This window comes from Cryobacterium sp. TMT4-31, from assembly GCF_004403385.1.
GTDB classification, from domain to species: domain Bacteria; phylum Actinomycetota; class Actinomycetes; order Actinomycetales; family Microbacteriaceae; genus Cryobacterium; species Cryobacterium zongtaii.
On record NZ_SOGI01000030.1, the window covers coordinates 34483 to 47700 of the forward strand.

Annotated in this window: 18 protein-coding genes; 9 read left to right on the forward strand and 9 right to left on the reverse strand. The window is 62.7% G+C overall.

Going from position 1 to position 13218, the window contains the following annotated elements; translation table 11 throughout:
- Positions 1-31: 31 nt before the first annotated feature.
- Positions 32-439, reverse strand: coding sequence for an ester cyclase (locus E3T19_RS19350; protein WP_241980056.1), 408 nt, complete (start codon positions 437-439; stop codon positions 32-34).
- Here E3T19_RS19350 and E3T19_RS06745 point away from each other — a divergent pair.
- Positions 438-953 carry an SRPBCC domain-containing protein gene (locus E3T19_RS06745; RefSeq protein ID WP_166788813.1) on the forward strand — a complete coding sequence of 172 codons (516 nt, stop codon included), beginning with the start codon at positions 438-440 and terminating at the stop codon, positions 951-953. The genes E3T19_RS19350 and E3T19_RS06745 overlap by 2 nt on opposite strands.
- Positions 954-997: 44 nt before the next feature.
- Here the strand turns inward: E3T19_RS06745 and E3T19_RS06750 are convergent, their stop codons facing one another.
- A complete protein-coding gene (locus E3T19_RS06750) occupies positions 998-1384 on the reverse strand; it encodes an MmcQ/YjbR family DNA-binding protein (protein ID WP_134408405.1) in 387 nt (128 codons plus the stop codon).
- A gap of 163 nt (positions 1385-1547) precedes the next feature.
- Between E3T19_RS06750 and E3T19_RS06755 the strand changes: the two genes are divergently transcribed.
- Positions 1548-2561, forward strand: coding sequence for an NADPH:quinone oxidoreductase family protein (locus E3T19_RS06755; protein ID WP_241980058.1), 1014 nt, complete (start codon positions 1548-1550; stop codon positions 2559-2561).
- Positions 2562-2585: 24 nt separating this feature from the next.
- Here E3T19_RS06755 and E3T19_RS19355 read toward each other — a convergent pair whose 3' ends face one another.
- Complete coding sequence (locus tag E3T19_RS19355; protein ID WP_240632201.1) at positions 2586-2942, reverse strand: three-helix bundle dimerization domain-containing protein; 357 nt, start codon at positions 2940-2942, stop codon at positions 2586-2588.
- Positions 2943-3140: 198 nt separating this feature from the next.
- Here E3T19_RS19355 and E3T19_RS06765 point away from each other — a divergent pair, with 198 nt between their 5' ends.
- Positions 3141-3569, forward strand: coding sequence for a hypothetical protein (locus tag E3T19_RS06765; RefSeq protein ID WP_134408406.1), 429 nt, complete (start codon positions 3141-3143; stop codon positions 3567-3569).
- Positions 3570-3708: 139 nt separating this feature from the next.
- Here the strand turns inward: E3T19_RS06765 and E3T19_RS06770 are convergent, their stop codons facing one another.
- Together E3T19_RS06770 and E3T19_RS06775 are read right to left on the reverse strand one after the other, a co-directional pair.
- On the reverse strand, positions 3709-4698 hold the full coding sequence (locus tag E3T19_RS06770; RefSeq protein ID WP_240632202.1) for an ATP-binding protein: 990 nt from the start codon (positions 4696-4698) through the stop codon (positions 3709-3711).
- A 140-nt stretch (positions 4699-4838) separates the two neighbouring features.
- Positions 4839-5576: a response regulator transcription factor gene (locus tag E3T19_RS06775; RefSeq protein WP_134408407.1), complete on the reverse strand. Its 738-nt coding sequence runs from the start codon at positions 5574-5576 to the stop codon at positions 4839-4841.
- A 201-nt stretch (positions 5577-5777) separates the two neighbouring features.
- On the opposite strand from E3T19_RS06775, the gene E3T19_RS06780 reads away from it, so the two are divergent.
- From E3T19_RS06780 to E3T19_RS19615, 3 genes are all read left to right on the forward strand, one after another.
- Complete coding sequence (locus tag E3T19_RS06780; RefSeq protein WP_134408408.1) at positions 5778-6248, forward strand: hypothetical protein; 471 nt, start codon at positions 5778-5780, stop codon at positions 6246-6248.
- Between the two features lie 92 nt (positions 6249-6340).
- Entirely contained in the window at positions 6341-6952 is a 612-nt protein-coding gene (locus E3T19_RS06785; RefSeq protein ID WP_134408409.1) for a DUF305 domain-containing protein, read from the forward strand.
- A gap of 70 nt (positions 6953-7022) precedes the next feature.
- Positions 7023-7367, forward strand: coding sequence for a recombinase family protein (locus E3T19_RS19615; RefSeq protein WP_134408410.1), 345 nt, complete (start codon positions 7023-7025; stop codon positions 7365-7367).
- Positions 7368-7470: 103 nt separating this feature from the next.
- On the opposite strand, the gene E3T19_RS06795 is transcribed toward E3T19_RS19615, so the two are convergent.
- The 4 genes from E3T19_RS06795 to E3T19_RS06810 all read right to left on the reverse strand — a co-directional run bounded on the left by E3T19_RS06795 (position 7471) and on the right by E3T19_RS06810 (position 9751).
- Positions 7471-7755: a thioredoxin family protein gene (locus tag E3T19_RS06795; RefSeq protein ID WP_134408411.1), complete on the reverse strand. Its 285-nt coding sequence runs from the start codon at positions 7753-7755 to the stop codon at positions 7471-7473.
- Entirely contained in the window at positions 7752-8444 is a 693-nt protein-coding gene (locus E3T19_RS06800; RefSeq protein WP_134408412.1) for a peroxiredoxin family protein, read from the reverse strand. The genes E3T19_RS06795 and E3T19_RS06800 overlap by 4 nt, the downstream gene beginning before the upstream one ends.
- Positions 8444-9397 (reverse strand): cytochrome c biogenesis CcdA family protein, encoded by a 954-nt coding sequence (locus E3T19_RS06805; protein ID WP_134408413.1) that lies wholly within the window; start codon positions 9395-9397, stop codon positions 8444-8446. Before E3T19_RS06805 ends, E3T19_RS06800 begins: the two co-directional genes overlap by 1 nt.
- An 87-nt stretch (positions 9398-9484) precedes the next feature.
- Complete coding sequence (locus E3T19_RS06810) at positions 9485-9751, reverse strand: hypothetical protein (RefSeq protein WP_088456548.1); 267 nt, start codon at positions 9749-9751, stop codon at positions 9485-9487.
- Between the two features lie 481 nt (positions 9752-10232).
- Here E3T19_RS06810 and E3T19_RS06815 point away from each other — a divergent pair, with 481 nt between their 5' ends.
- The 3 genes from E3T19_RS06815 to E3T19_RS06825 all read left to right on the forward strand — a co-directional run bounded on the left by E3T19_RS06815 (position 10233) and on the right by E3T19_RS06825 (position 13167).
- Positions 10233-10511, forward strand: coding sequence for a hypothetical protein (locus E3T19_RS06815; RefSeq protein ID WP_088456549.1), 279 nt, complete (start codon positions 10233-10235; stop codon positions 10509-10511).
- A 275-nt stretch (positions 10512-10786) separates the two neighbouring features.
- Positions 10787-11509 carry a bifunctional 2-polyprenyl-6-hydroxyphenol methylase/3-demethylubiquinol 3-O-methyltransferase UbiG gene (locus tag E3T19_RS06820; RefSeq protein ID WP_134408414.1) on the forward strand — a complete coding sequence of 241 codons (723 nt, stop codon included), beginning with the start codon at positions 10787-10789 and terminating at the stop codon, positions 11507-11509.
- Positions 11510-11736: 227 nt separating this feature from the next.
- Positions 11737-13167 (forward strand): protein kinase, encoded by a 1431-nt coding sequence (locus tag E3T19_RS06825; protein ID WP_134408415.1) that lies wholly within the window; start codon positions 11737-11739, stop codon positions 13165-13167.
- Positions 13168-13218 lie beyond the last annotated feature (51 nt).

The window sequence follows — 13218 nt, forward strand, 5'->3', positions numbered from 1 at the left end:
GACCGGCAGTTGAGTCATGAGGTCCAGGGTGTCAGCGTTGAGCCAATATTCGATGACCCGATCGTTCGCGATTCGCAGGATGTCGGTGCCGTGGAAGGTCATTACCCTGCCCACCGGCGCTCCGACCCCCGGGCATGCCGCCGCCGTAGTGTCCGGTTGCCACCCCACGGACCACGACGTGGTCGCCGTCGACGAGGGGACCGACGTCGATCGAGAAGACGAGGTCGGACATGAGGGTTCCCATCTGCACGACGAGGTCCTTCATTCCGGAGACGCCGCCCACGGCGCTGTCGCCCCCATCGAACATGGCGGCGTGAACACGGTTGTCGTCGGAGATGATCTCCTCGGCGATCGCTTCGTCGCCGTTCCACATGGCGACCCAGTCGGCGACGAGCATGTTCGCCCCATCCCGGTCAGAAACGGCGAGGGTGTTGTCCATGTTTCCCGTTTTCTTCTCCGATGCGATCGTCGTTCTCGGTGAGGGCCAACTGGTCTTGCCGATTGACGTCCGCGCCCCACCGGAACGCTCCAGCCCCACGATCGACATCGCGGCCACACCCGAAGAGGTTTGGGACGTCCTTTCCGACTTCCCTGCTTACGGCGACTGGAGCAACTTCTCTCGTGTGGACGGGGTCCCAGAAGTCGGGAACAGACCCAAAATGCGCATGCCTGGATTTTGGTTCACATCGACGGTCACCGCTGTCACCGAGAGCCAGGAACTGCAATGGTCGGCGACGATTATCAGGGCGGCCCTGTTCCTCGGCGAGCACAACTTCACCCTCGTCCGCAAGACCGACGGCAGCACTCAGGTAACCAACACCGAGACCTTTTCCGGCGTCCTCACCAGGCCCTTCGAAGGCCTCTTCGCGAAGAGTCACAATGCGGGAGGGTATGTCGCGTTCAATCAATCGTTGAAGAGCCGGGTGGAGAGCCGGGCATCAATCCATCGCTAGGCCGGCGTCGCGGGCGTGCTGGTGACGTCACTCTCCCGAGGGGGTCACAGTTCTCTCTGGCCGAACGTTCGGGGGTCGACCGGCCGCTGGGCATGGGGCAGGTTCCCAATGACGAGCCGATAGGACTCGGTGACGAGGTCGTCGACAAGATCCTTCTCCAGGGTTCCGTCGGGATGCAAGGTGATCCAGTGCTGCTTGTTCATGTGGTAGCCGGGGGTGATATCCGCGTACTGCTCGCGCAGAGCTCTTGCGTCCTCCGGGTCGGCCTTGAGGATAACGATCGGCTCACCGGTGATCTCGGTCATCAGCATGAAGACCTTCTCGCGCACCTTGAAGACGTCCCAATCCGGCCCGAACGGATGCTCCAACGTGGTCCCCGGGAGCTCCCAGACGCGGTTACGCGCATGCTGCCGCAGCGTGTCGCCCCTCATGGTCACCCTCCTGAGGTCTCTCTCGCTCCGCACGGTGCCGCGGCTGCGCTCCCATTCCAGCAGACGGCTCGGCCGATAGAAATTCCCGCGGGGATACTCCCGGTCGGACGCGACAACGGGTGAGGTGAATCGATCGAGCCATCCACCGGCGGATGATTGAGTCATGAGTCCACACCGCACGATGATGCACGCGCTGCGAAATACAACGCACGGCGGACCACGACTGCTGCAGATGCAGCAAATCCCCATCCCGAGCCGCGGCCCGGGAGAGGTACTCGTAGAAGTACATGCCGCCGGTGTCGCTTACCCTGACGTGCTGCAGTCGCGCGGCGAGTATCAGCTGAAAGTTCCGCTTCCATTCACTGTGGGATGTGAGTTCTCCGGCATCATCGCTGACGCTGATCCCGATTCCGGATTCGTCGCCGGCGACCGGGTCCTTGGCGTAGCTGGTTCCGGCGGGTTTGCCGAGTACGTCGTCACCCCTGCCGATCGGGTGTTGCCCTTGCCCGATAGTGTCGACTTCATCCAGGGTGCGGCGATGCCGATAAATGTGCTCAGCGCTGAATTCGCCTTGGGAGAGCGCGGCAATCTTCGTGCCGGTGAGACGGTGTTAATCCACGGCGCCGCGGGCGGGCTCGGAGTGGCGCTCACCCAACAGGCGAAGCTACGGGGCGCATCCGTCATCGCTGTGGTCTCCACGCCTGAGAAGGCCGAACTGTCACGAAGCATCGGTGCGGATGACGTCATCTCCCCCTTCGACTTCCTCACCGAGGTCCGCCGCATCACGGATGGGCGTGGGGTGGATATGGTGTTGGATCCGGTGGGCGGTGAGCGCTTCACTGATTCGCTGCGGGCGCTAACTACCCGCGGCCGCTTGCTCGTTCTCGGTTTCACCGGAGGGAGCATCCCGACCGTTCGGGTGAACCGCCTTCTGCTGACCAACACGACGATCGTTGGTGTCGCCTGGGAAGGCCTCATGCCCTCACCGTCGGTGTCTCTCCAAGACCAGTGGGCGCGGCTTGTTCCTGATGTCGCCCGGGGTGCGCTCGCGCCGGTCATCGGCGAGGTCGTCCCGTTCACCCAGGCACCGGAAGCAATCGCCGCGCTGGATGAGCGCCGCGCGCTCGGAAAGACAGTTCTTCGTGTCAGTGGCGACGGATGGGCGGCTACGAGTTAGACCACTCCCTCAGGTTGGCGCGCATCAGCGTTCGTTGGCGCCGGTGCCTCCCAGTAGATCGCCAAGCAGGGGCCCACGATGTCCCTCACGACTTGCGCGCTCGACTTCTATCGGGTCCAGGGCCTGGTCACCGTCCGGCACCGGACCCAGCGCTTCGAGCTGTTCGACCACAACGCTCGACTCCTTCGCTTCCTTCTTCAGCCGCTTCTTCGCGGCCTTCTCAACAAGGACCGGAACGAAGTCACGAACCCGACCCCCATCCAACTTCCCATGCTCCTCGTCGACGACGTCCGCGATATGGCCGCGCTCCAGACTCGGGAACCGTTCCGCCAACCGATCAATCACCTGATCGATGGCTTGAGTTTCATCTAGCTCGCTCATGTGGACATTCTCTACTGGTGGCCCTCCCCCGACAACAGCTGGCAGTGCCAAATGTGGGCGAAAGGCGAAGCCGAAAGGGCGAAATGGTTGCGTCCCTGATGACGGCGAAAATTGACTCACAGTCCGCTCCGCCGTAGGGTCTGAGTGTTGCCCCAGACCCCGGCAGCGGTTTTATCCGCAACGATCGGGGGAGCATAAATGCTTGACAGCCCGCCTCGCCCCGGCATCGGTGGCGCATCCAGGAACACCAGTTCTGTCGAGACAACCGAAGACGCGGCGAATTCTGTAACTGATGCCGCTAACCTCGCCTACACGCTGTCCTCAGAATTGGAATCGGTGGTGCGAGCCGTTCCTGGAGTGGACTCACTGTATCCGACCGAGCCCGTCGTCGCGACGATTGTCGGTGCCATTGTCGACGCGCTGACGCACCGAGAACGCACGTCCAACCTGGTTGCCGTCACCATGGGAGACGCGGGGATAAACGTGTCCGTGGCTTTTCGGGCCGTCAGCTCTGAGCCGGCCACCGAAGTGTGCCGGCTCGTATTTGACTCGATCGCCATGGTCCTCGATGCCAGTTCGATCACGCGCATCGATAGCATCCACGTGACAGTTGCCAGCATCGGCTGATGTATCGCCATATTCTGGCCGCCCGTCAGGAACCGATGCGGTGTCCGTTTCTTTCACACCGAGGTTTGTCGACGTGTAGACACCGAGATTCGCCCCTGAATATTGGTGACCTGAGCTCGACCTCTGTAACCGGTTGGCCTTAGTGATTCTGGCTGAGCAACGGCAATTCAACGGTGAAGGTCGCTCCTCGGCCGACACCCGCGCTTTCTGCTCGAACGCTTCCACCGTGGGCCTCGGTGATGGATTTAGCGATCGCCAGGCCTACGCCGGAGCCACCGTGTGCGCGGTCCCTGCTGGCGTCCACTCGGTAGAACCGCTCGAAAACATGCAAAATGTGGTCGGCCGGAATTCCATCGCCCTCGTCGGAGACGGCGACCACCGCCCTGCCGCCGACTACCGCGGCGGAGATCACGACCTCGCCCCCGGACGGGGTGTGTCGAACCGCGTTGTCGAGGAGATTTGTCAGGACCTGACCGATGCGATCGCTGTCCCCATCGACAGCCGCGTCCCGGGCGCCTCCGGACATAGTGACCGTCAGCGTCACGTTCTGGGCAGCGTATTGCGCTGTCGCCTGGGCCACTGCATCCGCGACGACCTGAGAAACGAGCAGGCGTCGTCGGTGCATTGTCAGTCGGCCTTCTTCGGCGGTCGTCACGATGGCGACGTCCTGGCTAAGCCGTGCCAGACGGGTGACCTGGTCACCCAGCATCGTGAGGGTTGCCGGATCCGCTTGCTGGACGCCATCGGCGATGGCCTCCAGGTAGGCACCGATCGTGGTGATGGGGGTGCGCATTTCGTGTGCCAGGTCGCCCAGCATCCTCGTTCTGGTCGCTTCGATCCGACCGAGATCGGTGGCCATCGAGTTGAAGGCCGCAGTGAGGTCGTCGAACTCACTGCCTAGTCCCACAGCGGGGATACGCGCGGTGTAGTCCCCGTCAGCCACCCGGCCAGCTGCTTCAGTGACGGGTGCCAGGGACCGGGTGATCCGGCGGGAGAGAAACAGGCTCACCCCGACTGACGCTGCCAGAGCAGCGATGAGGGCCACGGCTAGGGAGAGCGTTGATGCCGTCCGGAATGCCTCCTCGGCATGCACCGTCGAGTTAGCCCCAGAACCACCCGTGCCCATCATGTGAACGTGGAAAATGGCTGGGCCGATCCCTGCGACGACGACCCAGGCAGTTGCGACTCCGACGAGAACTACGACGAGGATGGCGCCAAGTAGGCGGGCGCTGAGGTCCCTAGGGCCAGGGACCCGTGTGCGTGTTCTGCTCACGCTCCCACGCCCATCTGGTAGCCGACGCCACGCACCGTCCTAATAAAAACCGGTGAAGCCGGATCATCACCGATCTTGCGTCGTACGTGCCCGATATGCACATCCACAAGGTGCGGATCGCTCATCCAGCCGTCTCCCCATACGGCATCAATGAGTTGCTGCCGAGAGAAGACGATTCGAGGTTGACCGGCCAATGCCGCCAACACCTCGAACTCGGTGCGGGTCAGGTCCACCGCTTCACCGCTTCGGCGGACTTCGCGGCCGCCGACGTCGATTTGGAGGGAGCCAAAGACAAGAGGCGGTGTGCCGAGCGCGGCGGCTTGTTCGCTGGGGCGGGGCCGGCGGAGCATAGCGCGCACTCGAGCCACGAGCTCTCGCGGGCTGAAAGGCTTGGTCAGGTAGTCGTCTGCTCCGACAGAGAGGCCGACCAGCTTGTCGATTTCGTCAACCCGGGCGGTCAGCATGATGATGTAGCAATCGGTGAAGGTGCGCACGGTACGACAAACCTCAATGCCGTCCATCCCTGGTAGGCCCAAGTCGAGAACGATGATGGCGGGGGCCCAGTTTCGTGCCGTCGTCACCGCAGACTGGCCGTCAGCTGACGTCTGCACGTCGAACCCATCTCGCTCCAAGTAGCCGGCGACCAACTCGAGCAGCGGCACCTCATCGTCGACCACCAGTACTCGCGGCCGCGGCTCCGCAGCGGTTTGTGGCCTGAAGGTCGTTGACATCATGGTCTCATTGTCCCTCCGGGTTCATCCCGGACCGCTCTGATGAGCGGCTGCCGCCCATATCCCCAGTCAATCTTTGTCAAAAGACCTATCAATGGATTTCAGCTGAGCTGCACCGCGCCATTCCCAGCTGAACTTTGTCAAGTGTCGATACGGTTTTGGGTACCCGCGATTTCAACCTGGTTTGTCGACACTGGAGGTGACATGAACCCGCACGGCAATTCCGTAGCTGACCGTCACCAAAGGCCTGTAGTCGCCTATGCGTTCACGGCGGTTCTTGTCATGGCAGCCATGTTGCTGGCCATGCACTCCATGATCGGCGAGCACGGCGTAGGTTCGGGGGCAGCCGAGTCCACTGCACATTCCGACACCGTCCCGAGGGCCGCTGACTTCGGAACTGACGTGGCGGTCGCGGCGACGGCGCCGATGCTCCCAGTAGTCGTGCATGCAGAAGTCGGCCTTTTCGGTAGCGCCGACGGCATGCTCGATTGCGCCGTGTGGGCGATAACCTGCGCCCTGATACTGGTCTTAGCGGCTCTCATCATTCTTGCCAGCTCGCCGGCCACGTATCGGCGTCTGCTCGAGGCGGGCGGGCGGGTCGTCTCTCGCTATCAGGGCCCCGCGCTTCATCTCTTCAGGCCTAGCTTGGTCGTTCTCTCCATCAGTCGCACCTAAAACCAGCAATGGCCTTAGCGTCACTCGACGCCTACCTTCACCACGCCGTATGGCGACCCGATTTTTCACGTCTGACTCCGAATGGATTGACAATGCCCAAGCCACATACTTATCTTCTTGCTGCCGCAGCCGTCGCGACTGCACTCACTCTCAGCGCCTGCGCTGGTGGAACAACCGACACCGGCTCATCCGCCGCCCCCAGCTCCCCCGAGTCCTCCGCCTCATCGGTTGATCTCGCCGACGCGGACGTCGAGTTCACCCAGATGATGATCCCCCATCACGAACAGGCCGTCGAAATGAGCGATGACCTTCTCGCGAAAGACGAGATCGACCAGCGCATCGTGGACCTGGCCACCGAGATCAAAGACGCTCAAGAGCCCGAAATCCAGCAGCTCGAATCCTGGCTATCCGCATGGGGCATGGATGACACCAGCTCCAGCGAAATGGATATGTCCGATATGGATCACGGCACGGACGGCATGATGTCTGACGACGATATGAACGCCCTCGAGTCCGCGCCCTCAGAAGACGCTGGAAGACTCTTTCTCGAACAGATGATCGTTCATCACCAGGGCGCAATCGCGATGGCTCAGACCGAGATCGACGAGGGACAATTCCCGGACGCTGTGGACATGGCCACGAACATCGTGAACAGCCAGACCGCCGAGATTGATGTCATGAACGGCATCCTCGCCACACTGTAGCCCCAGGTTCAGGAGCGACCGTGACACGCGAGCGGTCGGACCCCGGATTCCGCGAGCGAAGCAGGTAAAGATGACTGTCATCGGGTACGCGCGTGGTGCAACGCGCAAGCAGAGAGTCGATGAGCGAGAAATCGCGTTGACCGCGGCCGGCGCGGAGCGCGTGTATGTGGACCACGGCGAGTCGAAGAATAGGGCGTCGTTGCCGCAGTTCTCAGCCTGCTTGGCTTGCTTGCGGGCCGGTGACGTCTTGTTGGTTTGCCAACTCAGCCAGTTGGATCGGTTGGCTCGTGACGATCGTCTGATTTCACTCCTTCACGAGCTCGGCGAACGCGGCATCGGACTTCGTTCGTTAGCGGAACCGGCGATCGATACGACCGGCCCCTCAGGCCGGGTCCTTCTCGCTTGCCCAGGTTGAAGGCTCCATAGGCGCTACCGTCCTTGCCTGCGGGGAGAGCTGGACCTGGGTGTAACCGTCAACGACAATGACGAGCTCGCCAGTGCGTTCGCCTATGCCTCCGTCAGCTGGGGCCCGCGGGTGGGCGTGCGGTGGGCCACTCCACTGAGGAGAGATGGCGGCGCAATTTCTTTTCGGACAAGCGACCGTAGCTGAACAGCTCGCCGTCGATCAAGATGCCCGGGGCGAAAACGATGCCGACCCGGTTCGCAAGATCTCGGCCTTCGGCTGATGCCAACGGAATCTCCACGATGTTGAAGGGATACTCGTCGGCGAGTTGCGCCAAGGTGTTTTTCGCGTTCACGCAGGAGGGGCAGGCCTCTTGGGTCAGGACGGTGACCATCATCATCCGTTCACCCCGGCAGCCGTCATGTCGGCGAGAAGGTCGGTCATGGACACGTACATGGTGTAATCCGGGGCGCCACCGTAGTCGGCTCGCCACTGAATGGTGCCGTCAGGCCCGACAAGGATGAAGCTGTGTCCGGCGCGGGAGTCGCCCATCATGCCGTAGTCGTTCGCCCCGTACTCTTTTATGACGTCCATCTTCGTGTCCGCCAGGGCGACGGAGGCGAGTTTGTCATCTTCCATCTTTTGCGCGATCAGGTCTACCGGCCCGCTGGTGATTGTGAGCACGGCGTCGACTCCGACGGCAGTGAGCTGATCGGATTCGGCGTCCAGGTCACGCATCTGGTCCCAACAGGGCTGGCAGCCCAGTCCCTCATGGAAGTACAAGAGCACCGATTTGCCCGCGTAGTCAGTCAAATCCACGGTGTCCCCCGATGTGGACTCCATTGCGAATCCCGGGGCCATCTCTCCCACCCCCGGAGATCCCACCGCGTAGTCAGCCGCATCGTCGCTCCTGACCATAGGAGCGGACTGGGCCGGCTGGGCGGGTCCGGAGGGCTCCTGGGCGAGAATAAGGAAAAAGGCGCCGAAAATGGCCACGACCACGCCGGCACCGATCAGCACGGCAAGGCGGTTGGTGTTCATTTTCAGAGGCCGCATCGCTGCGGCGCGCTTCTTGTTGCGTGATGCCATTACTGTGATTCCTTTGCGGTGTCGTGACAGGCCGGAGCGGTCGAACCGGCCGCTACCTGCTCTGCCGTATCTGGCTCTGTCGCGGAAGAGGTGTGACCTCCCTGTGGGCGTCGGGCGAGCAGCGCCTTCCACACCAGGGTGGCGAGGGCGATGAAGACCACGAGGGCCGAGAGCCAGCCGGGGATGAAGCCGACGGACTGCTGAATAACCACAGCTGTGTGGTTGAGCCAGGCGGTGACCCGAACCTGCCAGCCGTCGGGTGCCATGCCGATGCCGCGAACCGCGATGATCATGGTGACGATACCCATCCCGAGCATCAAGCCACCGGACAACAGGCTCGACAGCGACAGCGGCAGCCGTCGTCCGCCGGGCCACAGGGCGACAGTGCGCGCCGTGAGCAGCCGGCTATTGCTCCAGTCCTTCCGATCCCACACCAGCGCAAGGACACAGAGCGGAGCGACCATGCCGAAGACGTAGGCAATACCGACCAGCGCTGCCGTAGAAATCGACGACGCCGCCCCGGACATCGCGGCAACTCCGGCCAGGACTGGTGCACAACAGGCACTCGCCGCGCCAGAAAACACGCCCAACCCGTACACGGAACCGATTCCTGACCCTGAACTCTTCCCCGACGGCATCGGGAGCATCAACTTCCACCCCACCAACGTGGCGACACCTACGACGACCATGGCAATTCCCACCACGCTGAAAATCCAGAAGTGGTACTGCGCCAGGGCGCGGCTAACGATCGCGGCCCCCAACGCAATGGGCAGGATGATCGTGCCGACACCGGCAGCGAAAACAAGTGTCATTCCCAGGATCGGGCCGCGACGGCGGAAGCTTGACGCGAAGAACGCCGGCAGCATGACCGACACACAACAGGGGGCCAGCAGGGCGACGATGCCGCCTAAGAACGAGGCGAGGATTGTGGTGGAGAGCAGGACCTGCTCCATGTATTGCTCCTTCAAAAGTGCACGGACTCACCGCCGTGCCGATGCCGTGCGGACGGGCGGACGGGCGGACGGGCGGACGCCCGAGGGTCAAGCCTGGGTCGTAGTCTTCGCGGCTTCGTTGGAGCCGGTGTCGCTGTGGACGGGTGATTCCCGCGGGGCGGCAGCGTCCTTGTTTTTGCTGCGCATCATCATGAACGTCATCCCGATCATCGTCACGGGGCACGCCAGAACCGCTGCGAGGGGAAGTGCCTCGCCGATCGATCTTCCGGCCACGAGCAGGCCGCCGAGAATAACGACACCGATCAGAATCATGCCGATGAGATGCGACTTGCCACCGTGGTTGTGCCCGTTCATGGACCTTCTCTTCTCTGGGGTTCGGTTGGGTGGACTGCGTCCCCTGGTGGTGTGTTTTTGCCTCGGCCGTTTATGGGGAAGATCCGAGCAATCGCCCACACCCCGAGAACGACGAACACCACACAAATTCCGGCGAGAATCGGCCACTCGCTCATGACCATTACTTCCTCCTGCTGGAATGTCCTGTCATGACTCTGGTTCCTCCACCCGCGCTTCTCGATGCAGGTTTGACGAAGAAACGATAAAGAAGGAGCGTCCGGTTCGAGGGTTTGTGGGCCCGGAGACTTCGTTTACGCATCGCTGAACGGCGACAACGCTGTGGCGCCGCAAACCAGGGCCTCGTGAGATCGACCGTCGCAGCGGCGCCGACCGACCTCAGGACGCCCGAGAAGGGGAAAATGAGTTATTGCCAACTTTTGCGACTTGTGATTGCATTTTTCTAAAGCACCAAATGACAAGCTGAAAGTACGAGGAACGTACCATGAGCAACACCACCAACAGGGGCCGCGTCACGCGGCTCTCAACTGAGACGAAGGCTGCATTCAAGACCACTGAGTTCATTGCGTATGTGGTCATACTCGTCGGGTTGTTCATCGCATCGGCCATGGTGGACAACGGAGACGACGGTGAGGGATTCGGCGCTCAGGATGCCTGGTTCTACGCCACGCTCCTAACCATCGGTTACATGGTCAGCCGCGGCCTCGCTAAGTCAGGAAGTCGGGAATATTACGACCACGACGACCACGACACTCGTCATTAGCGAACGCCCGCAGAGCAGTCAGTAACGGACGGTGGGAGCGCCCGGGCCTTCTGGCAGCCTGACCACTCCACACGCCAAGAATTTCGGAAACGCGATCGTGTTTGCGGCGAGAGCTTCAACGACCGGCCACGGAGGATGACGTTGCGCGCTCGGCAGAGTCATCTCCCCCAGTCCGACTCGGAGAGGGCTATTTGCGCGTCTTGAAATCGATCGCCTCACCGCTGACACAGTTCCGGCTGCTCCTTCCAGTCCTGGAGTCGCTATCATGACGCGTGATGGCACAATTGACCTCCCCGGTACTTCAGGCGCTTGGCCGATTCAACGACCGGCATCCTTGGTCGCACAACGATGCCTACTCAGGTTGGATCGTCTATCAGGCCCGACGCGTTCACAACCGCGGAGGGTCACGCGCACTCGACGTCGGTTGTGGCACCGGGCATCTGGTCGAACGCCTGTCCCGCGAGCTCTCCGACGTGCGTGGCATCGAACCAGACCCGGCCAGCGTAGAAGCGGCGCGTTACAACACGCGGGAGCTCCGCAACGTGGTGATCAGCCGATCGACGTGGGCCGAAGTCCGCGACACCCCGTATGACCTGATCACGTTCGTGGCGGTACTCCACCACCTCCCCCTTCAGGAAACTCTGCGCAGAGCGAGCCTGCTCGTCGCTCCAGGAGGCCGTCTGGTCATCGTGGGCGTCGCCCGTGAAACCGCTCGCGACATCCCGTTGTCGCTGATCTCGACACTGCTCAATCCGCTGGTCGGCTTGGCATTGCACCCGCGCCCGGCCGTCCGCTTGCCCGCTCACATGCGCTCCCCCATCCAGCCGCCCACGGAAACATACGCCGAGGTCAAGGCCGTTGCCCGACGGGTGCTGCCCGGTGTCACCCTGCGGCGCAGCCTGTTCTGGCGGTACACGGCCGTCTGGACGGCACCACCGTCGTCCTCCCAAGTCCGCCGGCCAGTATTTCGCAGCAGACTACGCCGGGCTACCGGTTGAATCACTCAAGTCGTGAAATCGATCGTACCGACGGATAGCAGTCTTCAAGAGCCCGCTCCGCCGAAGGAGTCCGTCCGACGCTGCCGAACGGAATCGATCAGACACGCAGATGCGAAATGCAGCCCGCAATTTTGGTGGCGGGCGTGACACATTCGCCTCGAGCTACGTCTTAGAAGTGGATACTCCGGACCGCCTGTGGTGGAGGCGCCACGAAACAAGGGTTCACTATGGACGCAATCACATTGGCCGGGCGCTCACCTGAGGTCACCGCAGCCGGACCACCGCGACTACGCGGACGTTACCGGTTGCTGGAACTGATCGGTCGAGGCGGCGAGGGCTCTGTCTACCGCGCCAGGGACGAAACGCTGGGTCGTGATGTCGCGGTGAAGGTCTTCGAGGCGTCCGCGACAACCGAGAAGGACATCCGTCGTCAGGAAGACGAAGTGAACCTCTTGGCGAGCCTGAGCCACCACAGCCTCGTCACCCTGCTCGATGCGGGTGTCGACCGCACGGATGTGGGCCGGCCACGTGTCTTTTTCGTCATGGAGCTCGTCACCGGCGCGGATCTCAAGGTCCAGCTCGAGCGGGGCACTCTCTCGGCTCGTCAGATAGCGCACATCGGCTACGACCTGGCTGAAGGCCTGCAGTACATCCATCATCGGGGTGTTGTGCATCGGGACGTCAAGCCGGCCAACGTCCTGCTTGTCGACTACAACCACGGCGGCGCTCGATACCGCGCGAAGCTGACCGATTTCGGCATCGCCCTGGTAGGCGCCATCGACCGCCGAGACCCGGACGCCGTGACGACGGGCACGGCCGCCTACCTCAGCCCCGAACAGACGCGGGGTCAGACGCTCGGCTCGGCCAGCGATGTCTACTCGCTGGGGCTCGTTCTTCTCGAGTGCTTCACTCGCACCATCGCGTTTCCCGGCGACCCGATCCCGTCGGCGCTGGCCCGGCTCAGAAAAGACCCCTCCATTCCGCCCGGCATCGCCCCGGAATGGCGGGCGCTGCTGGCTGCAATGACCGCCCGCGACCCGAAGGACCGCCCCTCCATCCACGATCTGGTCGTGGCGCTTCGCCAGATGGTCGCTGCCGAGACCGGCCGGCACCGAGATGTGGCGGCGATTTCCGCGCCTTCGACCGAAGAAGCCCGGATGCTCGCGGTCGCGCGCTATCGACTGCCGGAAGCACCGGCCGACGGGGCCTTCGACCGCGTCACGGCCATTGCCGCCCGAGTGTTCTCCGTTCCGGTCGCGCTCGTCACGATCGTCGACCAGGACCGGATCTGGTTCACGTCCCACCACGGCCTGGAGATCGACCACATTGAGAGGCACCCGGGGCTCTGCGCCTCGGCGATCCTGGACGACGTGCCCTGGGTCGTCGAGGATGCCCGGTTCGACCCCCGGACGCTGGCTAATCCCCTCGTCGCCAGCAATTTCGGCCTCCAGTTCTACGCCGGGGTGCCGTTGCGCACCCGCGACGGACACAACCTCGGCACTCTGTGCGTTCTCGACTTCGAACCGCGCCAGGCCTCGGAAGAGGAACTCGCCACCCTCGGCGACCTCGCTGCGGTGGTCATGAGCGAAATGGAACTGCGCCTGGAAGGTCGGCGATCTGCTTTGGCGCTCAAAAGCGCTACTTCGACGCCGAGCTGACCCGCCGAACCCGCCGGGTCACCGTGAACTCGCCTGACGCCCTGCGAGCCG

Excerpts from the sequence above, each read along its gene's own strand:
- E3T19_RS06805 (WP_134408413.1), bottom strand. The coding sequence starts at position 9,397 with ATGGAGCAGGTCCTGCTCTCCACCACAATCCTCGCCTCGTTCTTAGGC.
- E3T19_RS06780 (WP_134408408.1), top strand. The coding sequence starts at position 5,778 with ATGAACCCGCACGGCAATTCCGTAGCTGACCGTCACCAAAGGCCTGTA.
- E3T19_RS06745 (WP_166788813.1), top strand. The coding sequence starts at position 438 with ATGTTTCCCGTTTTCTTCTCCGATGCGATCGTCGTTCTCGGTGAGGGC.
- E3T19_RS19350 (WP_241980056.1), bottom strand. The coding sequence starts at position 439 with ATGGACAACACCCTCGCCGTTTCTGACCGGGATGGGGCGAACATGCTC.
- E3T19_RS06820 (WP_134408414.1), top strand. The coding sequence starts at position 10,787 with ATGGCACAATTGACCTCCCCGGTACTTCAGGCGCTTGGCCGATTCAAC.
- E3T19_RS06750 (WP_134408405.1), bottom strand. The coding sequence starts at position 1,384 with ATGAGGGGCGACACGCTGCGGCAGCATGCGCGTAACCGCGTCTGGGAG.
- E3T19_RS06815 (WP_088456549.1), top strand. The coding sequence starts at position 10,233 with ATGAGCAACACCACCAACAGGGGCCGCGTCACGCGGCTCTCAACTGAG.
- E3T19_RS06775 (WP_134408407.1), bottom strand. The coding sequence starts at position 5,576 with ATGATGTCAACGACCTTCAGGCCACAAACCGCTGCGGAGCCGCGGCCG.
- E3T19_RS06765 (WP_134408406.1), top strand. The coding sequence starts at position 3,141 with ATGCTTGACAGCCCGCCTCGCCCCGGCATCGGTGGCGCATCCAGGAAC.
- E3T19_RS19615 (WP_134408410.1), top strand. The coding sequence starts at position 7,023 with ATGACTGTCATCGGGTACGCGCGTGGTGCAACGCGCAAGCAGAGAGTC.
- E3T19_RS06800 (WP_134408412.1), bottom strand. The coding sequence starts at position 8,444 with ATGGCATCACGCAACAAGAAGCGCGCCGCAGCGATGCGGCCTCTGAAA.
- E3T19_RS06825 (WP_134408415.1), top strand. The coding sequence starts at position 11,737 with ATGGACGCAATCACATTGGCCGGGCGCTCACCTGAGGTCACCGCAGCC.
- E3T19_RS19355 (WP_240632201.1), bottom strand. The coding sequence starts at position 2,942 with ATGAGCGAGCTAGATGAAACTCAAGCCATCGATCAGGTGATTGATCGG.
- E3T19_RS06770 (WP_240632202.1), bottom strand. The coding sequence starts at position 4,698 with ATGATGGGCACGGGTGGTTCTGGGGCTAACTCGACGGTGCATGCCGAG.
- E3T19_RS06810 (WP_088456548.1), bottom strand. The coding sequence starts at position 9,751 with ATGAACGGGCACAACCACGGTGGCAAGTCGCATCTCATCGGCATGATT.
- E3T19_RS06795 (WP_134408411.1), bottom strand. The coding sequence starts at position 7,755 with ATGATGATGGTCACCGTCCTGACCCAAGAGGCCTGCCCCTCCTGCGTG.
- E3T19_RS06755 (WP_241980058.1), top strand. The coding sequence starts at position 1,548 with ATGAGTCCACACCGCACGATGATGCACGCGCTGCGAAATACAACGCAC.
- E3T19_RS06785 (WP_134408409.1), top strand. The coding sequence starts at position 6,341 with ATGCCCAAGCCACATACTTATCTTCTTGCTGCCGCAGCCGTCGCGACT.